The organism is Streptomyces sp. NPDC090077 (genome assembly GCF_044747545.1).
Classification (GTDB): Bacteria; Actinomycetota; Actinomycetes; order Streptomycetales; family Streptomycetaceae; genus Streptomyces.
Map to the genome: position 1 here is coordinate 11,841 of NZ_JBIVEG010000048.1, position 21,878 is coordinate 33,718.

18 protein-coding genes are annotated in these 21,878 nt (G+C 72.1%); 6 read left to right on the forward strand and 12 right to left on the reverse strand.

What is annotated here, in order from left to right; translation table 11 throughout:
- The 3 genes from ACIPW5_RS38105 to rfbA all read left to right on the forward strand — a co-directional run bounded on the left by ACIPW5_RS38105 (window position 1) and on the right by rfbA (window position 6,234).
- Window positions 1-942: a ribose-phosphate diphosphokinase gene (locus tag ACIPW5_RS38105; protein ID WP_401255612.1), complete on the forward strand. Its 942-nt coding sequence runs from the start codon at window positions 1-3 to the stop codon at window positions 940-942.
- Window positions 943-1,184: 242 nt separating this feature from the next.
- Window positions 1,185-5,036: an amino acid adenylation domain-containing protein gene (locus ACIPW5_RS38110; protein WP_401255552.1), complete on the forward strand. Its 3,852-nt coding sequence runs from the start codon at window positions 1,185-1,187 to the stop codon at window positions 5,034-5,036.
- 256 nt (window positions 5,037-5,292) lie between these two features.
- Entirely contained in the window at window positions 5,293-6,234 is a 942-nt protein-coding gene (gene rfbA, locus ACIPW5_RS38115; protein WP_401255555.1) for a glucose-1-phosphate thymidylyltransferase RfbA, read from the forward strand.
- A gap of 93 nt (window positions 6,235-6,327) precedes the next feature.
- On the opposite strand, the gene ACIPW5_RS38120 is transcribed toward rfbA, so the two are convergent.
- From ACIPW5_RS38120 to ACIPW5_RS38170, 11 genes are all read right to left on the reverse strand, one after another.
- Window positions 6,328-6,918 carry an NADPH-dependent FMN reductase gene (locus ACIPW5_RS38120; protein ID WP_401255558.1) on the reverse strand — a complete coding sequence of 197 codons (591 nt, stop codon included), beginning with the start codon at window positions 6,916-6,918 and terminating at the stop codon, window positions 6,328-6,330.
- A 53-nt stretch (window positions 6,919-6,971) separates the two neighbouring features.
- Window positions 6,972-7,883, reverse strand: a complete 912-nt coding sequence (locus ACIPW5_RS38125) for an NADP-dependent oxidoreductase (RefSeq protein WP_401255561.1) — start codon at window positions 7,881-7,883, stop codon at window positions 6,972-6,974.
- A gap of 198 nt (window positions 7,884-8,081) precedes the next feature.
- The gene (locus ACIPW5_RS38130; RefSeq protein WP_401255564.1) at window positions 8,082-9,275 is read right to left on the reverse strand and encodes a hydrolase; all 1,194 of its coding nucleotides are present in this window, start codon (window positions 9,273-9,275) and stop codon (window positions 8,082-8,084) included.
- Between the two features lie 19 nt (window positions 9,276-9,294).
- Window positions 9,295-10,560 carry a DUF6365 family protein gene (locus ACIPW5_RS38135; protein ID WP_401255567.1) on the reverse strand — a complete coding sequence of 422 codons (1,266 nt, stop codon included), beginning with the start codon at window positions 10,558-10,560 and terminating at the stop codon, window positions 9,295-9,297.
- An 18-nt stretch (window positions 10,561-10,578) separates the two neighbouring features.
- Window positions 10,579-11,022, reverse strand: coding sequence for a nuclear transport factor 2 family protein (locus tag ACIPW5_RS38140; protein ID WP_331719198.1), 444 nt, complete (start codon window positions 11,020-11,022; stop codon window positions 10,579-10,581).
- Window positions 11,023-11,063: 41 nt separating this feature from the next.
- Window positions 11,064-12,281 carry a ketosynthase chain-length factor gene (locus ACIPW5_RS38145; RefSeq protein WP_401255569.1) on the reverse strand — a complete coding sequence of 406 codons (1,218 nt, stop codon included), beginning with the start codon at window positions 12,279-12,281 and terminating at the stop codon, window positions 11,064-11,066.
- Entirely contained in the window at window positions 12,278-13,546 is a 1,269-nt protein-coding gene (locus ACIPW5_RS38150; RefSeq protein WP_401255572.1) for a beta-ketoacyl-[acyl-carrier-protein] synthase family protein, read from the reverse strand. The genes ACIPW5_RS38145 and ACIPW5_RS38150 overlap by 4 nt, the downstream gene beginning before the upstream one ends.
- Window positions 13,547-13,583: 37 nt before the next feature.
- Window positions 13,584-14,375, reverse strand: coding sequence for a 3-oxoacyl-ACP reductase FabG (gene fabG, locus ACIPW5_RS38155; RefSeq protein ID WP_331719201.1), 792 nt, complete (start codon window positions 14,373-14,375; stop codon window positions 13,584-13,586).
- Window positions 14,376-14,464: 89 nt separating this feature from the next.
- Window positions 14,465-15,403, reverse strand: a complete 939-nt coding sequence (locus ACIPW5_RS38160; protein WP_401255575.1) for an MBL fold metallo-hydrolase — start codon at window positions 15,401-15,403, stop codon at window positions 14,465-14,467.
- Window positions 15,379-16,398 carry an LLM class flavin-dependent oxidoreductase gene (locus tag ACIPW5_RS38165; protein ID WP_401255578.1) on the reverse strand — a complete coding sequence of 340 codons (1,020 nt, stop codon included), beginning with the start codon at window positions 16,396-16,398 and terminating at the stop codon, window positions 15,379-15,381. Before ACIPW5_RS38165 ends, ACIPW5_RS38160 begins: the two co-directional genes overlap by 25 nt.
- Before the next feature lie 10 nt (window positions 16,399-16,408).
- On the reverse strand, window positions 16,409-17,161 hold the full coding sequence (locus ACIPW5_RS38170; RefSeq protein WP_401255580.1) for an SDR family NAD(P)-dependent oxidoreductase: 753 nt from the start codon (window positions 17,159-17,161) through the stop codon (window positions 16,409-16,411).
- 324 nt (window positions 17,162-17,485) lie between these two features.
- Here ACIPW5_RS38170 and ACIPW5_RS38175 point away from each other — a divergent pair, with 324 nt between their 5' ends.
- From ACIPW5_RS38175 to ACIPW5_RS38185, 3 genes are all read left to right on the forward strand, one after another.
- The gene (locus ACIPW5_RS38175) at window positions 17,486-18,730 is read left to right on the forward strand and encodes an MFS transporter (protein ID WP_401255583.1); all 1,245 of its coding nucleotides are present in this window, start codon (window positions 17,486-17,488) and stop codon (window positions 18,728-18,730) included.
- Window positions 18,731-18,826: 96 nt separating this feature from the next.
- Window positions 18,827-19,954: a glycosyltransferase gene (locus tag ACIPW5_RS38180; protein ID WP_401255586.1), complete on the forward strand. Its 1,128-nt coding sequence runs from the start codon at window positions 18,827-18,829 to the stop codon at window positions 19,952-19,954.
- A 73-nt stretch (window positions 19,955-20,027) separates the two neighbouring features.
- Complete coding sequence (locus tag ACIPW5_RS38185; protein ID WP_401255589.1) at window positions 20,028-20,939, forward strand: NADP-dependent oxidoreductase; 912 nt, start codon at window positions 20,028-20,030, stop codon at window positions 20,937-20,939.
- Between the two features lie 254 nt (window positions 20,940-21,193).
- On the opposite strand, the gene ACIPW5_RS38190 is transcribed toward ACIPW5_RS38185, so the two are convergent.
- Window positions 21,194-21,850 carry a DsbA family oxidoreductase gene (locus ACIPW5_RS38190; protein WP_401255592.1) on the reverse strand — a complete coding sequence of 219 codons (657 nt, stop codon included), beginning with the start codon at window positions 21,848-21,850 and terminating at the stop codon, window positions 21,194-21,196.
- Window positions 21,851-21,878 lie beyond the last annotated feature (28 nt).

Genomic DNA, 21,878 nt, shown 5'->3' on the forward strand with positions numbered 1-21,878 from the left:
ATGCTGCTCTTCTCGGGCCGCGCGCACCCCGCGCTGGCCCGGGCCGTCGCGGCCGAACTGGGCACGGAACTGGTCCCGACGAAGGCGATCGACTTCGCCAACGGCGAGATCTACGTCCGCTACCACGCCTCCGTACGGGGCGCGGACTGCTTCGTGATCCAGAGCCACACGGCACCGGTCAACAAGTCGATCATGGAACACCTCATCATGGTCGACGCGCTGAAGCGGGCCTCGGCCCGCAGCATCACCGTGATCCTTCCCTTCTACGGATACGCGCGCCAGGACCGCAAGCACAGCGGCCGGGAACCCATCTCGGCCCGCCTGGTCGCGGACCTGTTCAAGACCGCGGGTGCGGACCGGATCCTGACGGTCGACCTGCACGCCGACCAGATCCAGGGCTTCTTCGACGGCCCGGTGGACCACCTGTTCGCGATGCCGGTCCTCGCGGACCACATCGCCTCCAGGGTGGACCCGGCGGACCTGACCGTCGTGTCGCCCGACGCCGGCCGCGTCCGCGTGGCCGACGGATGGTGCGACCGCCTCGGCGCCCCGCTGGCCATCGTGCACAAGCGGCGCGACAAGGACGTGGCCCACCAGGTCACGGCCCACGAGGTGGTCGGCGAGGTACGCGACCGGGTCTGCGTCCTGGTCGACGACATGATCGACACCGGCGGCACGATCTGCGCCGCCGCCGACGCCCTGTTCGCCCAGGGTGCGCGGGACGTCATCGTGGCGGCCACGCACGGGGTGCTCTCCGGCCCCGCCGCGGACCGCCTGAAGAACTCGCGCGTCAGCGAGTTCGTCTTCACGGACACCCTTCCGGTGCCCGGAGCACTGGGCCTCGACAAGGTGACAGTCCTGTCGATCGCCCCGCTCATCGCGGGCGCCTCGCGAGAGGTGTTCGAGAACGGATCTGTAACCCGGCTCCTCAGGAGCCGGTGATCGCCCGGACGGGCGGGGTCGATGGGGGCCCCGTCAGTCCGTTGGGGGAGGCGGCCGCAGCACGCACCGCGCCGTTCCGGTTCTTCCGGGTGGTGAGGCCCTGCCCTTGCGCCCCTCAGTTCTTCGGTTTCATCCGGCCGGGCAGTCGTCCCGGCCACCGGGCCCGCCGCCACGCGGACTCCGGTCCGCGGCGGCGCTCTACGGCGCCCGCTGCTTCACAACGGAACTTAAGGAAGCGGGAAATGACTCTTCAGGAGACCAGCGTGCTCGACCCCACCCTGCGCGGCACCACCACCCTGCCCGGCCTGCTGGCCGAGCGCGTCGCCGCGCACCCCGACGCGATCGCCGTCGCCTACCGGGACGAGAAGCTCACCTTCCGCGAGCTGGCGTCCAGAAGCGCGGCCCTGGCCGACTACCTGGGACACCTCGGCGTCTCCGCGGACGACTGCGTCGGCCTGTTCGTCGAGCCCTCCATCGACCTGATGGTCGGCGCGTGGGGCATCCTGGGCGCCGGCGCCGCCTACCTGCCGCTGTCCCCGGAGTACCCCGAGGACCGGCTGCGCTACATGATCGAGAACAGCGAGGCGAAGATCATCCTGGCGCAGCAGCGCCTGGTGTCCCGCCTGCGCGAACTCGCCCCGCAGGACGTCAGCATCGTGACCCTGCGCGAGTCCGAGGCGTTCGTCCGCCCCGAGGGCCAGGAGCCCGCCGCCCCCGGCGCCGGCGCCCGCCCGGACACCCTCGCGTACGTCATCTACACCTCCGGCAGCACCGGCAAGCCGAAGGGTGTGATGATCGAGCACCGCAGCATCGTCAACCAGCTCGGCTGGCTGCGCGAGACCTACGGGATCGACCGCAGCAAGGTCATCCTGCAGAAGACCCCGATGAGCTTCGACGCCGCCCAGTGGGAGATCCTCTCCCCGGCCAACGGCGCCACCGTCGTCATGGGCGCCCCCGGCGTCTACGCCGACCCCGAGGGCCTCATCGAGACCATCGTCAAGCACGGCGTGACCACCCTCCAGTGCGTCCCGACCCTGCTCCAGGGCCTGATCGACACCGAGAAGTTCCCCGAGTGCGTCTCCCTCCAGCAGATCTTCAGCGGTGGCGAGGCCCTCTCCCGCCTGCTGGCGATCCAGGCCACGCAGGAGATGCCGGGCCGGGCGCTGATCAACGTCTACGGCCCGACCGAGACCACCATCAACTCGTCGTCCTTCGTGGTCGACCCCGCCGAGCTGGACGAGGGCCCGCAGTCCATCTCCATCGGCGCCCCGGTGCACGGCACCACGTACCACATCCTCGACAAGGAGACCCTCAAGCCGATCGGCGTCGGCGAGATCGGCGAGCTGTACATCGGCGGCGTCCAGCTGGCCCGCGGCTACCTGCACCGCGACGACCTGACCGCCGAGCGCTTCCTCAGCATCGAGCTGGAGGAGGGCGCCGAGCCCGTCCGCCTGTACAAGACGGGCGACCTCGGCCAGTGGAACGCGGACGGCACCGTGCAGTTCGCCGGCCGCGCCGACAACCAGGTCAAGCTGCGCGGCTACCGCGTCGAGCTGGACGAGATATCCCTGGCCATCGAGAACCACGACTGGGTCCGCAACGCCGCCGTCATCGTCAAGAACGACGGCCGCACCGGCTTCCAGAACCTGATCGCCTGCATCGAGCTGAGCGAGAAGGAAGCCGCCCTGATGGACCAGGGCAACCACGGCTCGCACCACGCGTCGAAGAAGAGCAAGCTCCAGGTCAAGGCGCAGCTGTCCAACCCGGGCCTGCGCGACGACGCCGAGCTCGCCGCCCGCCCGACCTTCGACCTGGAGGGCGCCGAGCCCACCCCCGAGCAGCGCGCCCGCGTCTTCGCCCGCAAGACGTACCGCTTCTACGAGGGCGGCCCGGTCACCCAGGACGACCTGCTGAAGCTGCTCGGCTCCTCGGTCACCGCGGCCTACTCCCGCAAGGCGGCCGACCTGGCCCCCTCCGAACTGGGCCAGATCCTGCGCTGGTTCGGCCAGTACATCAGCGAGGAGCGGCTGCTGCCGAAGTACGGCTACGCCTCCCCGGGCGCGCTGTACGCGACGCAGCTGTACTTCGAGCTGGAGGGCGTCGGCGGGCTGAAGCCCGGCTACTACTACTACCAGCCGGTCCGCCACCAGCTCGTCCTGATCAGCGAGCGGGCCGCCACCGGCAAGCCCACCGCGCAGATCCACTTCATCGGCAAGAAGAGCGGAATCGAGCCGGTCTACAAGAACAACATCCAGGAAGTCCTGGAGATCGAGACCGGCCACATCCTCGGCCTCTTCGAGCAGATCCTGCCGGCCTACGGCCTCGACGTGCAGGACCGCGCCTACGAGCCGGCCGTCCGCGAGCTGCTCGACGTCGCCGACGAGGACTACTACCTGGGCACCTTCGAGCTGGTCCCGAACGAGGGCCCGCGCGAGGACCACGCCGAGGTCTACGTCCAGACCCACGGCGGCAAGATCGCCGGTCTGCCCGAGGGCCAGTACCGCTACGAGAACGGCGGGCTGACCCGCTTCTCGGACGACATCGTCCTCAAGAAGCACGTCATCGCGATCAACCAGTCGGTGTACCAGGCCGCCAGCTTCGGCATCAGCGTCTACAGCCGCGCCGAGGAGGAGTGGCTGCACTACATCACCCTCGGCAAGAAGCTCCAGCACCTGATGATGAACGGGCTGAACCTGGGCTTCATGTCCTCCGGCTACAGCTCCAAGACCGGCAACCCGCTGCCCGCCTCGCGCCGCATGGACGCGGTCCTCGCCGCCAACGGCGTCGAGGGCGGCCCGATGTACTTCTTCGTCGGCGGCCGCATCAGCGAGGAGCAGGCCGGCCACGAGGGCATGCGCGAGGACTCCGTCCACATGCGCGGTCCGGCCGAGCTGATCCGCGACGACCTCGTCAGCTTCCTCCCCGACTACATGATCCCCAACCGGGTCGTGGTCTTCGACCGGCTGCCGCTGTCCGCCAACGGCAAGATCGACGTCAAGGCGCTCGCCGTCTCCGACCAGGTCAACGCCGAGCTCGTGGAGCGCCCCTTCGTCGCCCCGCGCACGGAGACCGAGAAGGAGATCGCCAGCGTCTGGGAGAAGGCCCTGCGCCGCGAGAACGCCTCCGTCCAGGACGACTTCTTCGAGTCGGGCGGCAACTCGCTCATCGCCGTCGGCCTCGTCCGCGAGCTCAACTCGCGCCTGGGCGTCTCCCTGCCGCTGCAGAGCGTCCTGGAATCCCCGACCATCGAGAAGCTGGCCCGCCGCCTGGAGCGCGAGGTCGCCCAGGAGTCCTCGCGCTTCGTCCGCCTGCACGCGGAGACCGGCAAGGCCCGCCCCGTCATCTGCTGGCCGGGTCTGGGCGGCTACCCGATGAACCTGCGCAGCCTGGCCGGCGAGATCGGCCTCGGCCGCTCGTTCTACGGCGTCCAGTCCTACGGCATCAACGAGGGCGAGACCCCGTACGAGACCATCACCGAGATGGCCAAGAAGGACATCGAGGCCCTCAAGGAGCTCCAGCCGACCGGCCCCTACACCCTGTGGGGCTACTCCTTCGGCGCCCGCGTGGCCTTCGAGACCGCGTACCAGCTGGAGCAGGCCGGCGAGAAGGTGGACAACCTCTTCCTGATCGCCCCGGGCTCGCCGAAGGTGCGCGCCGAGAACGGCAAGGTGTGGGGCCGGGAGGCGTCCTTCGCCAACCGCGGCTACACCACGATCCTCTTCTCGGTCTTCACCGGCACCATCTCCGGCCCGGACCTCGACCGGTGCCTGGAGACCGTGACGGACGAGGCGTCCTTCGCCGAGTTCATCAGCGAGCTCAAGGGCATCGACATCGACCTCGCCCGCCGGATCATCTCGGTCGTCGGCCAGACCTACGAGTTCGAGTACTCCTTCCACGAGCTGGCCGAGCGCACCCTCCAGGCGCCGATCAGCATCTTCAAGGCCGTGGGCGACGACTACTCGTTCCTGGAGAACAGCAGCGGCTACTCGGCCGAGCCGCCGACGGTCATCGACCTCGACGCCGACCACTACAGCCTGCTGCGCGACGACATCGGCGAGCTGGTGAAGCACATCCGCTACCTGCTCGGCGAGTAGTCGCCGGAGCGCTGACCGAACGCGGCCGCCCCGCCGGAGAAATCCGGCGGGGCGGCCGCCTTTTGCGTTCCCCTCTTCCGTTCCCGCGCCGCACCGGCCGGCGGCACGGACGCCGGAGATCCGCTCGAGAAGCGTCCCGGTGCCCCTCGACAATCCTCCCGGTACCCCTCGACCCGATCTGGATCATCGCCGCGCAGCCTGGAAGGGCACAGGCAAGTGACGGGCTCGGCCCGACGACAACGCGAGGTGACCATCAGTGAAGGGAATCATCCTGGCCGGGGGCAGCGGTACCCGGCTCTACCCCATCACCCTGGGGGTGTCCAAGCAGCTGCTGCCCGTCTACGACAAGCCGATGATCTACTACCCGCTGTCGGTCCTGATGCTGGCCGGGATCCGCGACATCCTCATCATCTCGTCGCCCAGGGACCTGCCCCAGTTCCGCGACGTGCTGGGTGACGGCAGCAACCTCGGCATCAACCTGTCCTACGCCGAACAGCAGGCGCCGCGCGGGCTCGCCGAGGCCTTCACCATCGGCGAGGACCACATCGGCGACGACTCCGTCGCCCTCGTCCTCGGCGACAACATCTTCCACGGGCCCGGCTTCTCGCTGCTGCTCCAGGAGCACATGCCGCACACCGACGGCGCACTGCTCTTCGGCTACCCGGTACGCGACCCCGAGCGGTACGGGGTCGGCGAGGCGGACGAGCAGGGACGCCTGATCTCCCTGGAGGAGAAGCCGGCGAAGCCCCGCTCCAACCGGGCCATCACCGGCCTGTACTTCTACGACAACGACGTCGTCTCCATCGCCAAGGGCCTGCGCCCCTCCCCGCGCGGGGAACTGGAGATCACCGACGTCAACCTGGACTACCTGGCCCGGGGCAAGGCCAACCTGGTGGACCTCGGCCGCGGCTTCACCTGGCTGGACACCGGGACGCACGACTCGCTCCTCGACGCCGGCCAGTACATCCAGACCCTGGAGCACCGCCAGGGCCTGCGCATCGCCTGCCTGGAAGAGGTCGCGCTGCGCATGGGCTTCATCGACGTCGACCAGTGCTACCGGCTCGGCAAGCTCCTCGGGAAGTCCCGGTACGGGAGCTACGTCATGGAGATCGCCGACTCGCTGCGGGGCGCCCCGCCCGAGGAGATCGCCGGGAACCTGGGCGGCCGGATGTTCGGCGGCTGGGCCGGGGCGGCCTGACGGTCCCGCCCCCCCGAGGGGCCGCGGGCCCGTCGGAGCGCACGGAGAGGGCCGGAGGACGGGGGCGGCCCCGGCCGTCTCCGTACGCGGCTCTCAGGCGCCGTACGGGCGCGCGGCCCGTCCCTCGCGCAGGGTGACGCCCCACCAGGCGAGCTGGTCGAGGAGCACGGAGGCGGCCTTCGCGCTGCCGCCGTCCTCGTCGCGCAGCCGGCCCTCGTCGTCGAAGCGCTCCCAGGGGTTGTGGAAGCTCACCGTGTCGCGCACGGTCACGGCGTGCAGCTCGGCGAAGACCTGCCGCAGCTGCTCGACGGAGCGCAGACCGCCCGCGACGCCGCCGTAGGAGACGAAGCCGACCGGCTTGGCGCGCCACTCGCTGTAGACGTAGTCGATGGCCAGCTTCAGCGAGGCCGGGTAGCCGTGGTTGTACTCCGGGGTGATCACGACGTACGCGTCGAGACCGTCGATCCGGGCCGCCAGATTCGGCGCCTCGGAGGGGGAGCCGAGCGGGTCGAGGTTCAGCTTCAGCTCCTCGACGAGCGCCGGTTCCGACAGGTCGATGACGTGGATCTCCATGTCGTCGCGCCGGGCGGCCTCGGCCGTGAACCAGCGGGAGACCTTGTCGGCGAAGCGGCCGGTGCGGACGCTGCCGACCACGACACCGACCTTGAGCGGATTGGCGGACACGGGGTACCTCTTTCTCGTTTCCTCGGATGACGACGGTGGTGGGGCGGGCCGGCTCAGTCGGTGAGCAGGACGATCTTGCCGCGGCCGTGGCCGGTCTCCAGCTCGCGGTGCGCCTCGGCGGCCTCGGCCAGGGGAAGGGTCCGGCGGACGTGGACGCGCAGCTTCCCGCTGTCGACGAGGGCGGCCAGCTCGCCCAGCCGCTGGGCGTTGCGCCGGCTGGTCAGCCAGCGCACGCCGAGCTCCTCGTGGACCCCGTAGGCGAAGATGGTGCCGACCCGGTCCTTGTCCGCCACCAGCTCGGCCGCCACCCGCAGGCCGTCGGCGCTGGCGGTGTCGAGGGCGGCGTCGACGCCCTCCGGCGCGAGGGCGCGGACGCGGTCGGCGAGGCCCTCGCCGTACGTCACCGGTACCGCGCCGAGCTCGCGCAGGTACGCGTGGTTGTCCTCCCGGCCCGTGGCGATGACCTTGGCTCCGCGCAGTACGGCCAGCTGCACCGCGATGGTGCCCACGCCGCCCGAGGCGCCGTTGACCAGCAGGGTCTCGCCCGCCGACACCTTCAGGTCCTCCAGGACGGTGTGCGCCGTCTGGCCGGAGGCCGACAGGGAACCGGCGACCTCCCAGGGAACGCCGGCGGGCTTGGCGACGACCTGCTCCGCCGGCACCGTCAGGTACTCGGCGTAGGTGCCCTGGAGGCGGTAGCCGAGCACCTCGTCGCCCACCGAGAGGCCGGTGACCCCCTCGCCCAGCTGGTCCACGACGCCCGCGAAGTCGCCGCCCGTGACGTGCGGGAACGTGATGGTGACACCGGGCGGGTTCCATCCGGTGCGCACCGCGCAGTCGGTCGGCTGGGTTCCCGCCGCCTTCACCCGGACCCGGATCTCGCCGGGGCCCGCCACCGGGGTCGGGACGTCGAGGAGTTCCAGGACCTCGGGTCCGCCGAACGCGTGGAATGCCGCAGCCTTCATCATCAACGCCCTTCAGGAAAAGTGCTGTTCAGCCGGCCCGTCGAGGCCTTGGTGACGAACGTAGGACCTCAAGCCGAGTTGAGGTCAAGCCGGGTCCGGGAAGAAGGATCAAGAAGGGGCGCACGCGGAAAGCACTCCGCCCCGCGGACGGCTGCTGCCGTCCGCGGGGCGGAGTGCGGGAAGGGGGCGCCGGGGCCCTCAGCGGGCGCCGGACGCCGCGGCCGTCAGGGCCTCGGCGGCGTGCAGGTGGGCCGCCGGGCCGAACTGCAGGGCGTTGTGCCCGGCCCCGCAGGTGACGTCCCGCCAGCGGCGCTGGAGTTCCTCGCCCTCGGCGTGCGCACGGGTGCCCGCGCTGCGCAGCAGCCGGTCCACCGCGGTCGCCAGCATGTCGGCGGCCAGTGCGCAGTCCCGGGTGTTGCGCGCGGTCCCCGAGGCGGTCACCGCACCGCCGTCGGCCACCTGCGCCACCCGGGCCAGCAGCATGCCGGCGGCGTCGATCTCGCCGTCGGAGCGGGCCAGGAGCTGCTCGTACGTGCCCTGGTCGGTGGCGCCGGACACACCCGCGGCCGGAGCCGCGAGGCGTCCCCCGGCCAGCTGCGTCCAGCGGCGTACGGCGCCCCTGGCCGTGCCCAGCAGCGGTGCCGCCAGGGTCAGCCCGTTGCCGGCCTTGAGCGGCACCCGGAAGCAGGCCGCCGCGTCGGGCCCGGCGGCGCCCGCCACGACGGTGTCCAGCGGCACGGAACGCTCGTCCGGGACGCGTACGCCGTCCAGGACCACCGTGTTGCTGCCGGTGCCGCGCATGCCGAGGGTGAACCAGGTGTCGTCGACGGAAAGTTCCTCGCGGGGGACGGCGCACAGCCGTATCCCGCCCTCCGTACGGGCGGCGACGATCACCCAGTGCGCGATGTCCGAGCCGCTGACGTACGGCCAGCTGCCCGTCAGCTCCCAGCCGCCGGGGACCTGCCGCGCGGTTCCGGCGGGGATCAGGCCCGCCGCCACCACGGTCTGCGGGCCCTTGGCCCAGACCTCCTCCCGGCCGTCCGGCGGAAGGTAGCCGGTCAGCCGGCCGGCCGCCGCGGTGACGGAGGCGACCCAGGCCGCGGAGGCGCACGCCTCCCCCAGGACGGCGGCGGCGTCGAGCAGTTCGGCGAAGGTCCCGGCCGGGCCGAAGCCGACCGGGGAGAAGTGCCGGGCGAAGCCGGCCTCGGCGATGGCCTCGGCCACGGCCGGATGCAGCCGCCGCTCCGTGTCGGCGGCCGCCGCGTGGGCGGCCGCCAGCGGGGCGACGGCGCGGGCCGCGGCCGCCAGCGGGGCGACGGCGCGGGCCGCGGCCGCCAGCGGGGCGACGGCGCGGGCCGCGGCCGCCAGGGGGGCCGCTGCTGCGTTGTTCATGGCATGACTCCAATGGGTCTCAGTCGGACAGCCCCACCCGCCGGGCCGCCGTCATGAAGACGTCGGCCGTGGCGGGGAGACGGTCCGCGGCGGCCCGGAAACGGGCCCTGCCCGCGCCGAGCCGGTCCCGCACGTCGCGGTCGTACAGCAGTGACTCGACCCCGGCGACGACCTCCCGCTCGTCGAACAGCTCGGCCCGCAGGGCGGTCTCCGTGAAGGGGTTGTCCCGCAGGAGGGGCGCCACCACCCGGTTCCAGCGGAGCGGCCACATGTGGAAGGAGGGGACGGGGCCGGGGAAGTCTGCCAGCCAGGCGCGGACGGCGGGGGACAGCCCGCCGAGCGCCTGGTCCAGCGGGCCGCTGTCCCCGGCCGGCACGTCGTGGCCGTTGGTGAGGAACATCCCCGGGACGTCGGCCAGGATCGCCCGCTCCAGCGCGAACGACGGCATCCACAGCGACAGCACCCCGTCCGAGGCACCGATCAGATCGGTGTACCGGCGGGCGGTGTAGGAGGGCGCGAGCCGGACCCGGTCCGCCGGCAGCCGCTCGAACCCCTCGAACCGGGGCCCGATGAAGAGGAACACCGTGCTCGGCGGCAGCTGTTCCAGGTAGCCGGCGACCAGGCCGGGCACCCGTGCCGCCAGGGCCCGAGTGCCCGGCCCCGCCCGGGTCTGCATCAGGTGCTGCCAGGGCAGCGCCGGGACCGCCAGCAGCCGCTGGTCCTCGGTGACGCCCAGCGAGTCCCGCACCTCCCGCCGGCTCCGCTCCGACAGCGGCACGACCGTGGGGTCCGCCCGGTAGGGCAGGCCCGGCCCGTCCGGGTCGGCGTGCGGCCGGGTCCCCGGCACCGGCCACAGGTGGGCCGGCATGCCGAGGATCCGATCGCTGACCTCCATGGTGCGGCCGAGGATCTCCACCTCGCGCGTGGTGGAGGTCAGGTCGTACAGGTCGATGGGGATGACCGGCACGCCGAACTCCGTCACGAACCACGGGTCGGTGTCGTAGCTGATGAGGTGGGTCATCCAGTGCGCGGTGTAGTCGCACAGCACGATCGCGTCGGGCCGGAACCCGCGCACCACCTCCCGTACCGTCTCGCGGACGCCCGCGCCCAGCGCCGAGGTGACGGTGGTGTACGCGTGCCGGGTGGCCCGGAGCTGGTCCTCGTTCCCGGCGTCGATCACGAAGTGGCTCTTCACCCCGGCCGGCACGAGCTGGTCGGCGAGGTCGACCCCCATGGCCGTCTCGTGCAGGGTCAGGGCGAGCGAGGACATGAACAGGAGGCGCATGGCGTGTCAGCGGCCTTCTCAGAAGTGCTGGTCGTGGGTGATGCGGCGGGACTTCAGCCGGATGCCCTCGGGACCGTCGACGATGGTGTCGTGGACGACGCAGCTGGGGGCGATGTCGGGCTTGCCGCCGGGGCGGACGTTCACCACGAGGGCGTACGCGGTCGAGGAGACCGTGCCGTCCTCCTGGAGCTCCAGCGCGACGTGGTTGAACCAGTGGCGGCGCTGCACGGGGTCGTTGTCGAAGCGCTTGTGGAACTCGACGAGCTCGCGGACGATGCCCGGCCGGGTACGGGCCGGCTCGGCGCCCGGGGAGTGCTGGAACTCGCCGTCCTCGGTGAAGGTGGCGGCGTACTCCTCGAACCTGCCGGAGTCCAGGTGCTGCATCTGGTGCGCGTAGAAGTGCTGCACCCGCAGGTAGAGGTCGGTCGATACGGCGGTGTGGCCGGCCGTCGTCGTGGTCATGGTCGGTTCTCCTGGCGTCAGAGAGAGGGGGAGCGGGGTGCTCAGCTGTCGAAGGCCGTCAGGACGACGGCGGAGTTGAAGCCGTGCCGGCCGCGGGCGAGGACCAGCGCGTGGCGCAGGGGCAGCTCGCGCGCCTCGCGGACCAGGTCGATGCCGTACGCCTCGGGCGGGCCGGACAGGCCGTGCGTGGGCGGGACGACCCCGTCGCGCAGCGAGAGCAGCGCCGTGGCGACGTCGAGCGGTCCGCCGCCGCCGTAGAGGCGCCCGGTGAGCGCCTTGGGCACGGTGACCGGGACCCCGCGCACGCCGAACAGCGCGGTGAGGGCCTCGGCCTCGGCGGCGTCCAGGTGCGGTACGCCCGCCCCGTCGGCGAACACGACGTCGATGTCGGCCGGGGTGAGCCCGGCGTCGGCGATCGCCGCCCGCGCGGTCCGGCCCAGCGCCGGGCCGCGCTCCGAGCCGGGGGCCGGGTCGAAGCCGGCGGCGTAGCCGGTCAGTTCCCCGTAGATCTGCTTGGCGCCGCGGGCCCGTGCGTTGTCCGCGTCCTCGACGACGAGCATCGCCCCGCCCTCGCCGGGCACGTACCCGGAGGCCGCGGCGTCGAAGGGCAGGTAGCCGCGCTCGGGGTCGGCGGAGGTGGTGACCAGACCGCCGGCCAGCTGGGACACGTAGCCCCACGGGTCGAACGCGGAGTCGACACCGCCCGCGACGACCAGCGGCGTGCCGCCGCGTACGGTGCGCCGGGCGTGGCCGAGCGCGTCGAGGCCCGCGGCCTGCTCGCCGACGAGGGCGGCGCTGGGGCCGCGCATCTTGTGGCGGATGGAGATCTGACCGGTGTTGACCGCGTAGAACCAGGCGAAGGACTCGTAGACGGAGACGTACGCCGGACCCTGGTTCCAGAGGTTGCGGAACTCGCGGTGGGTGAAGTCGAAACCGCCCAGGGCGTTGGAGGTGACCACGCCCATCTGGTAGTCGGTCAGGTCGCCGATCTCGACGCCCGCGTCGTCGAAGGCCCAGTCGGCGGCCGCGAGGCCGAGCCGGGTGGAGCGGTCGGTCTGCGGGAGCAGCCGGCTCGGGATGTGCTCGGCGTCCGTGAAGTCGTCGATCTGGCCGGCCAGCGCGGCCGGGTAGCCGGACGCGTCGAAGCCGGTGACCGGGGCGATCCCGGTGCTGCCGGACAGGACGGACTTCCAGTGGTTCTCGTGTCCCAGGCCGTTGGGGGCGGCGACCCCCAGCCCGGTGATCACCGTACGCGTCATCGGCTCGCTCCTTCGGGGGCGCGGAGGATCATTGCGCTCTGGAATCCGCCGAATCCGCTGCCGACCGTGAGGACGGTGTCGGTGCGCTGTCCTCGGGCGGTGTTGGGGACGTAGTCGAGGTCGCATTCGGGGTCGGGGGTGGTGAGGTTCGCGGTGGGGGGCACGATGTTGTGCTTGATCGCCAGGGCGCTCGCGGCGATCTCGATGGAGCCGATGGCGCCGAGGGAGTGCCCGATCATCGACTTGATGCTGCTGACGGGGATGTCGTAGGCGTGGCTGCCCAGGGCCCGCTTGAAGGCCGCGGTCTCGTGGCGGTCGTTCTGCTTGGTGCCGGAGCCGTGGGCGTTGATGTAGTCGACGGTGGTGGGGTCGATGCGCGACTCGTTGAGCGCCGCGCGGATGGCCTCCGCCATCTCACGGCCGTCCTTCTTGAGGCCGGTCATGTGGTACGCGTTGCAGCGGGTGGCGTAGCCGGTGATCTCGGCGTAGATCTCCGCGCCGCGGGCCTTGGCCGTCTCGTACTCCTCCAGGACGAACATGGCGCTGCCTTCGGCGAGGACGAAGCCGTTGCGGGTGGCGTCGAAGGGCCGGGAGGCGTGCTCGGGGTCGTCGTTGCGCGAGGTGGTCGCCTTGATGGCGTCGAAGCAGGCGAGGACGATGGGGGAGATGGGGGTGTCCGAGGCGCCGGTGATCATGACGTCGGCGCTGCCCTCGCGGATGAGCTGGGTGGCGTAGCCGACGGCGTCGAGGCCCGAGGTGCACCCGTCGGAGACCATGGTGACGGGGCCCTCGGCTCCGGCCGCCCAGGCGACTTCGGCGGGGATGGCGCCGGGGGTGAGGTAGTCGAACATGTGGGGGGAGAGGTAGTCGGGGTCGACCGTCCACTGGCGGCCGCGGTCCGACATGACCAGGTACTCGTTCTCGAGGCTGGTCGCGGCGGCGACGGCGCTGCCGAGGCTGACGCCGATGCGGTGGGGGTCGATGCCGCTGAACTCGAGTCCGCTGTCGGTGACGGCCTCGCGGGTGCTGGCCACGGCGAACTGGGTGGAGCGGTCCATGCGCCGGATCTCACGGGGGGTGAGGCCCTCGGCCACGGGGTCGAAGTCGGCTTCGCCGGCGACCCGGGACCGGAATCCCGACGCGTCGAAGAACGAGATCTTGCGGGTGGCGGTGCGTCCTGCGGTGAGCAGGCCCCAGAATTCCTTCTGGCCGATCCCGCCCGGCGTCCGCACGCCGATGCCGGTTATGACAACTCGCCTGCTCATCGCTGGCTCTCCTTAGGTCTGGCGTTCCGGCGGCGGATCAGTAGTTGCCCAGGCCACCGCAGACGTTGAGGGCCTGTGCGGTGACGGAGCCGGCCGCGTCGTCGGCCAGGTAGCCGACCATCGCGGCCACTTCCTCGACCTCGACGTAGCGGCCGATCGGGACACGGGTGGTGACCCGGTTGTGGGCCTCCTCCTCCGTGACGTCCCAGATCTGGGCGTAGTGCTTGCGGACCCGCTCGGCCATGGGCGTCTCGACGAAGCCGGGGCAGACGGCGTTGGCGGTGATGCCGGTCTTGGCCAGGTCCAGGCCCAGCGCCTTGGTGAAGCCGACCACGCCGTGCTTGGAGGCGGAGTAGGGGGCGGCGGTCACCGCGCCCTGCTTGCCGGCGGTGGAGGCGATGTTGATGATGCGGCCCCAGCTCTTGTCGCGCATGCCGCCGGCCGACAGCACCTCGCGGGTCACCAGGAAGACGCTGTTGAGGTTGGTGTTGATGACGTCGTACCAGAGCTCGTCGGTCATCTCGGAGACGTCGCCGCCGCCGTTGCGGCCGGCGTTGTTGACCAGGATGTCGACGGTGCCGAAGCGCTCGACGGCCGCCGCGACGAACCGCTTGACGTCCTCGCGGTCGGTCACGTCACACGTGGTGCCGTCCACGTCCAGGCCCTCGTCCTGGAGCTGCTTGACCGTGTCGGCCAGCCGGTCGGCGTCGCGGGCGCAGAGGAAGACGCGGGCGCCTCCCCGGGCCAGGTGGGCGGCCACGGCCAGGCCGATTCCGCTCGTCGCTCCGGTCACCAGTGCGGTGCGGCGGTCCTGTGACTGCGAGACCATGTCTCGTTCCTCCGTCTTTCGTGATGGCTGCGTCTGCGGGCGTGCCCGCAAGGGGAAGGGGGGAAGGGGGGAGCCGTACGGGGCGCCGCTCAGGCGTGGCAGACCGGGACCCGGCCGTGGAAGGCGACCATGTCGGAGAACATCTCCCCGATGTCCAGGGCCGCGCCCGGCTCCGCGCCGCGGAGTTCCGCGTACGCCCGGTGGAGGTTGGGCACCAGCCGCTCGGAGTCGAGCAGGCCGGCCCATTCGCCGAGGTCGGTCTCGCGCGCGGCCTCCAGCGGCGAGAGCCCGGCGGCGGCGGTGTCGCGGGCCAGGTCCTGGAGCCACCGGAAGTAGCGCTCGGCGGTGTCGAGCAGTTCCGGACCGGCGACCGGACCGTGCCCGGCGACGATGGTGCGGGGCCCGAGGGCCCGCATCGCCGCGACCGCTTCCAGGGAGCCGGAGATCGACCCCATCAGGCAGAACGGGGTGGCCCCCGACATCAGCAGGTCGCCGGCGAACAGCACGCGCTGCTCGGGCAGCCAGACGACGGTGTCGACGGCCGTGTGGGCGGGGCCGAGCGCGATCAGGTCGACCTGCGCCGTGCCGGTGTGCAGGCGCAGCCCGTCGCGGAAGGTCAGGCCGGGGAGCTCCACCGACAGGTCGCCCCAGCACACCTCGGGCCAGAGCGTCGTCAGGTGCAGTCCCACGGTCTCCATCTCGACGCCCGTGGTCTCGTGGGCGACGACCACGGCCCGGTCGGTGAACAGGGAGTTGCCGAAGGTGTGGTCGCCGTGCGAGTGGGTGTTGACGACGAACCGGGGCGCCGGGCCGACCTCGGCGACGGCCCGCTTCAGGGCCAGGGCGCGGTCGTGCGTCGCGGCGGTGTCGATCAGCACGGGCCGGTCGTCCGAGGCGACGTACCCGGCGTTGTTCAGGCACCAGCCCCCGTCGGGCTGGACGTACGCGAACACGCCGTCCGCGATCTCGTCCAGGCGCGGTGGTGCGGTGGAGGGGGTCGCCGTCACCGCGCCGCCGCCTTCGCGCACGTCCGCAGGATCCCCAGCCGGCCTTCGAGGGTGGTGGCGGCCGCGGAGACCATGATGCTCAGCGTGGTCACGCCCGCGTCCGCGTAGTCCTTCATGCGGCCCGCGATCCGGTCCTCGTCGCCGACGAGGGCGGTCATCGCGATGAACTCGGTGGGCACGGCGGCCGCGGCACCGGCCTGGTCGCCGGCGGCCAGCCGCTCGTGCATCCGCTCCACGCCCTCCTCGAAGCCGAAGCCCCGGGCCAGGCGGCAGTAGAAGTTGGTCTCCGGGTCGCCGATGCCCATCAGGTAGCGGTACTGGCCGCGCAGCTGCTCGGCCGCCTCCTCCACCGTGTCGGCGACGGCGGTGGGCAGGGACGGGATCACCTCGAATCCGTCGAGCGTCAGCCCCCGCGCCGCCCGCCCGCGCGCGATCTCGGCCACGGCCTCGCGCACACCGTCGGGGGAGGTGAAGACGCCGATCCAGCCGTCCGCGATCTCACCGGCCAGGCGCAGGTTGCGGGGGCCCACCGCACCCAGGTAGACGGGCAGGTCGGGCCGGTACCCCTCGGCGTAGAGGTGGAGCGGCGCCGCCGCCCGGTCGGCGAGCGGGAGCTGGAAGTGCTCCCCCTGGTAGGTCACCGGTCCGCCGCGCAGGGCGGCCCGGACGATCTCGACGTACTCCCGGGTCCGCCCGAGCGGCCGGTCGAACGGCACGCCGTACCAGCCCTCGGAGACGTCGGGGTTGGACAGGCCGAGCCCGAGCCGGAACCGGCCCCCGGACAGCGCGTCGATGGTGGCGGCGGTCAGTGCCGCCGCGGCCGGCGGGCGGGCGGGGATCTGCATGACGGCCGAGCCCAGGCCGATCCGCCGGGTGCGGCCCGCCACGAGGCCCAGCACGCTCACGGCGTCGTTGCGGTAGCCCTCCGGAGCAAGTGCCAGGTCGTACCCCAGCTCCTCCGCCGCCTCGGCCAGGGGAACGGCCTCACGCGCGAGGAGGTTGACTGCGAGCTTCATGCACTGCCTTTCAGATGAGTCGGGCGCCGCCGTCGACGGGTATGACCGCACCGGTCATGTGCTCGATGCGCAGGACGGCCAGTACGGCCTCGGCCACCTCGGCACTGGTGCCCACCCGGCGCAGCGGGGTGCTCTGCCGCACCTTCTCGGCGATCTGCTGGAAGAAGGGGCTGTCCTGGGTCCACGGCGTCTCGGTGAGCGCCGGGGCCACGGAGTTGACCCGGATGTCCGGGCCGAGCGCGGCGGCCAGCAGCCGCGTCATGTGGTCGAGGGCGGCCTTGCTCACGGCGTAGGGGATCGAGCTGCCGACGGGCCGGCTGCCGGCGACGGAGGAGATGTTGACGATGTTCCCGGGGCCCGAGCCGTTCGCCGCCCCCTTCGCCAGGTAGGGGGCGGCCGCCGCGCTCACCTGCCAGGTGCCGATGACGTTGACGCCGAGGATGGTGCGCCACAGCTCGGGCGTCACCGCCGCGATGTCCGCGTGCGGCACGACCTTGGTGGTGCCGGCGCTGTTCACCAGGACGTCGAGGCGCCCGTAGCGCTCCACGGCCGCGTCGACCAGCCGGCGGGCCTCGTCCTCGTCGGAGATGTCGGCCTGTACGTAGACGGCGTCCGGGAGGGAGCGGGCGAAATCCGTTCCCTGTTCGGCGGAACGCGCCGAGTTGACGACGATACGGAATCCTTCGGCGGAAAGGCGTTCGGCGATTGCCGCACCGATTCCCGAAGAAGAGCCGGTAATCAGCGCGACTCGCTGTTCCGTCACGAAATCCCCCTCGCAGTCATGGCCGGTCTCGGCCCGAATGTCGATATCGGAACTCATGTCCGGCCTGCACGCAACCCGGGTTGACGCCGAATTGTCAATCCGGCAAGGGGAGTTGGGGTGGATCTTTCACCGACTTGAAAACCCCTCCAATCCGAGCGGAAGTCGAGCGGCCCTCGACCCCGGCTGTTCACGATCGAGATTTGGGCCGTCGGCTCGTGGCCGTGCGCACGGCGGCGCTCGCGGGGGGCGGCCTTGACCTCAAGTGCGCTTCAGCTTGAAGCATGGAGGCACTGCTCCGTACCCCTGAACTCCGGAGGTCCCGCCTTGGACACATCCACGTCCACGCCGTTCCCGAGCGCGGGCCGTCGCACGATGACGCTCTCCGCGCTCCTCCTCGCTTCCACCCTCACCGTGATGGCCGGCACCGTGCTCGCCCCCGTCGTGGCCACCATCCGCACCGATCTGGGTGTCAGCGGCACCGCCGCCGGTCTGATCCTCACCGCCCACGGCCTGTCGCTGGCGATCACCAGCCCCTTCGTCGGCTGGGCGATCGACCGCTGGGGGCTGCGCACCCCGATGATCGCCGGGCTGGTGCTCTACGGGGTCGCGGGCGGAGCAGGCCTGTTCGCCGACTCGTACGCGATGCTGATCGCGAGCAGGTTCGTCTTCGGCATCGGCGCCGCCGCGGTGTTCACCGGCACCACGGTGGCGCTGATGGCGCTCTTCGAGGGCCCGGAGCGGGACCGGATCGCCGGCTGGCGCTCCACCGCCATCGGGCTCGGGGGCGTGGTCTGGCCGCTGATCGCGGGCGTGCTCGCGGTCTGGTCCTGGCACGGCCCGTTCGCCATCTACCTCGTCGGCATCCCCGTCGGCCTCGCGATGCTGTTCGCCATGCCCCGCATCCCCGCGGCCGGCCGGGCCAAGGGCGGCGGCGGCACGATGTCCCTGCTCCGGACCACCCCCCGGCTGCTGGGCATGTACGCCCTCTCCCTGATCTCCTCCTTCCTGCTGTACGTCCTGATCGTCTTCCTGCCGCAGCGCTTCGACCAGATCGGCGTGGAGGACCCGGTCGTCATCGCGGCCATCACGGCGAGCCTCTCGCTCGCGGGCAGCGGGTCGGGCTTCTTCTACGGGCGGCTGCGCTCCGCCCTGGGCTACGTGGCGCTGCTGCGCATGGCGCTCGTCCTGTGGGGCCTGGCCTTCGTGGTCGGCGCCTCGATGAGCCACGCCGTACCGCTCGCCCTGGCGGCCGTGCTCTTCGGCGCCGGCAGCGGCATCTCCGTACCGGCCCTGGCCATGTGGATCGGCGAGACCGCACCCGCCGCGATGCGCGGCCGGGCCATGGCGCTGTCCGGCACGGCCAACTTCGCCGGACAGTTCGCGGCACCGGTGGTGGTCGGCCCGCTGGTCGGCGCCACCTCCATCACCGTGGGTTTCGTCGCCGCCGGAGCCCTGTGCGCGCTGGTGCTGCTCGTGCTGCTGTTCCTGAAGCCGGGAGCGGCCCGGCAGCCGGAACCGGCGGCCCGGCCGCAGCCCCAGGCCGCGCCGTCCGCCGGCCCCGCTTCCTGAGGCCCTTTCTCGAACGGCACTTGAGCCGGACTCCACATGCCACTGCCAACGATCTGACGTATGAGAATCCTTTTTGTAGCCGGAGGAACCTCCGGCGTGATCTTCTCGATCATCCCGCTGGCCCAGGCCGCCCGGAACGCCGGCCATGAGGTCTTCATGGCCGGCCCCGAAGACATCATGCCGATCGTCACCCGCGCCGGACTGCCCGGCGTACCGGTCACCGCGACCTCGATGATGGACACGCTGCTGGACGACGACGGAAAGCGCATTCCCATTCCGACCGACCTCCACGAGCGCTTCCTCTTCAACGGCAGGTGCTTCGGCCGGTACGCGGCCAACTGCCTGGAGGGACTCGTCCCCCTGGTCGACCGCTGGCGGCCCGACATCGTCGTCGGCGGGGCCCTCGCCTTCGCGGCGCCGCTCATCGCGGCCTACGCGGGCGTGCCGTACGTCAAGCACGCCGTCGACATGGGCGAGCCGCGCACCATCGACCTCGCCGCCGCGGCGGAGCTCGGGTTCTCCCTGGAGCGCCTCGGCCTCTACGACATGCCGCGCTTCGACCTCTTCGTCGACACCTGCCCGCCCAGCCTGCGGGTGTGGGACGCGCCCCCGGCCCAGCCCATGCGGTACATCCCCTACACCACGCCGAAGGCGCTGGAGCCGTGGATGTACACCAAGGGCGACCGCCCCCGGGTGCTGGTGACCGCGGGCAGCCGCATCACCCCCGACTACTACCTCGACGTCCTCGCCGCCCTCGTGAAGAAGGTGCAGGGCCTGGACGTCGAACTGCTCGTCGGGGCGCCCGACGACATGGCCGCCAAGCTGGGCCCCCTGCCCGAGAACGTCCGGGCCGGCTGGCTGCCGCTGGACGTCCTCGCCCCGACCTGCGACGTCGTCGTCAACCACGCGGGCGGCAACACGGTCCTGGGCAGCATGGCGCACGGCGTGCCGCAGGTCCTCATCCCGTACCTGCCCTACGTCGTCGACTACACGGAGCGCCTGACGGAGTTCGGCGCCTCCAAGATGATCCGGCCCGGGGACGACACCGCGGAGAACATCACCGACGCCGTACAGGACATCCTGGCCACCCCCTCCTACCGCGAGCGCGCGGAGGTGCTGCGCCAGGAGATGTCGCGGATGCCGACTCCGGCGGACGTGGTGCGCGTCCTGGAGGAGCAGGCCGCGCGGGGCCGCAACGAGCCGGCGGCCCCGGCCCGCCCCTGAGGGCGCGGCACCCATCGAAACCGAGCTCGACACGAAAGACGGGGCAGCAGCCCCACGAACGAAAGGCACACCCATGAAGGCAGCGGCGATCAACTCCTTCGGCGGACCGGAAGTCGTCGAACTGCTGGAGGTCGAGACCCCCGTGGCCGGTCCCGGCCAGGTCCGGGTGAAGGTCAAGGCGGCCGGCATCCAGGCCTCGGACTGCGCGGTGCGCACCGGCTGGGCCCCGCCCGGGCAGACCCTGGCGTTCCCGCAGAAGATCGGCAACGAGTTCGCGGGCGTCGTGGACCAGGTCGGCGAGGGGGCCGAGGGGTTCGAGGTCGGCAGCGAGGTCCTGGGCTGGGCCCTGCTGGCCGCGCACGCCGAGTACCTCGTGGTGCCGGTGGACCAGATCGTGGCCAAGCCCGAGGACATGCCGTGGGAGGTGGCCGGCGTGTTCTCGGCCTCCGGGCAGACCGCCCACACCGCCCTGGAGAAGCTGAAGGTCGGCCCCGGCGACACCCTGCTGGTGCACGCGGCGGCCGGCGGCGTCGGCACCGTGGCCGTGCAGCTCGCCCGGTCCTACGGGGCGAAGGTCATCGGGACGGCCAGCCCGCGCAACCACGACTACCTGCGCGAGCTGGGCGCCGAGCCCGTCGCCTACGGCGAGGGCCTCGCCGACCGGGTGCGCGCGCTCGCCCCCGAGGGGGTCACCGCCATCCTCGACGGAGCGGGCGGCGAGGCGCTGGACGTCTCGGTCGAACTGCTGGAGAACCGGGAGCGGATCGGCACGCTGGTCGGCTTCGACCGGATCGAGGAGCTGGGCATCCTCCCGCTCTTCAGCCAGCGTTCCACCGACCGCCTGCGCGCCCTGGCCGACCTGTACGAGCAGGGCGGTCTGCGCATCGAGATCGCCCGGACCTACCCGCTGGAGCAGGCGGCGGACGCGCACCGCGAGGTCGAGACCCGGCACGTGCGCGGCAAGCTCGTCATCCTCCCGGGCTGACACCACGGCCGCGGGGGGGGGGGGGGCCCCCCGCCCGCCCCCCCCCCCCCCCCCCCCCCCCCCCCCCCCGGGCCGGCCCCCCCCCCCCGCCCCCCGCCCCCCCCGCGGGGCGCCCCCCCCCCGCGGGGCCCCCCCCCCCCCGGGGGCGCCCCCCCCCCCCCCCCCCCGGGCCCCCCCCCCCCCCGGGGGGGGGGGGCCCCCCCGGGCCCCCCCCCCCCCCCCGCCGCGCGCACGCCCCGTCGGGGCGGCCGCCGTCAGCGGCTGCCCGCGGCGGCCGTGGCGCGCTCCCACTCCTGCTCCAGCATGGCCAGCATGGCGTCCGACTCCACTCCGCCGTGCACGACCTCGCGCCCGTCCACGACGAAGGACGGCACGGAGGTCACCCCGATCTGCGACGCCCGCTCCTCGTCCGCGCGCACCTCGGCCGTGTACGCGTCCCCACCGAGCACCCGCTCCACGGTCTCCGCCGCGAGGCCCGCGTCCGCGGCGAGCTCCCGCAGCACCCCGTGGTCGGCTATGTTCCGCAGGTCCGAGTGGTAGGCGAGCAGGATCCGCTCCTTCATCGCGTCCACCAGCCCCTGCTCCGCCGCGGCGTGCAGCAGGCGGTGGCTGTCGAAGGAGTTCACCGGCCGGTACTCGGCCGGCCGCAGCCGGATGCCCTCCTGCTCGCCGAGGCCCGCGATCCAGCCGAAGATCTGGTCCAGCTCCTCCTGGGAGTGGCCGTCACGGCGCATCATCACCTCCAGCGGGTCACCGGGAACCGTCGGCTGGTGCTTGCGCAGTTCGAACGAGCGCCACACGGTCTTGACCTGATCCGCGTGCTCGAAACGGGCGAGCGCGGATTCCCAGCGCCGCTTCCCCAGGTAGCACCACGGACACACCACGTCGGACCAGATCTCCACGGTCAGCACGAATCAATCCCCTGTTCTCCGGTTCTGG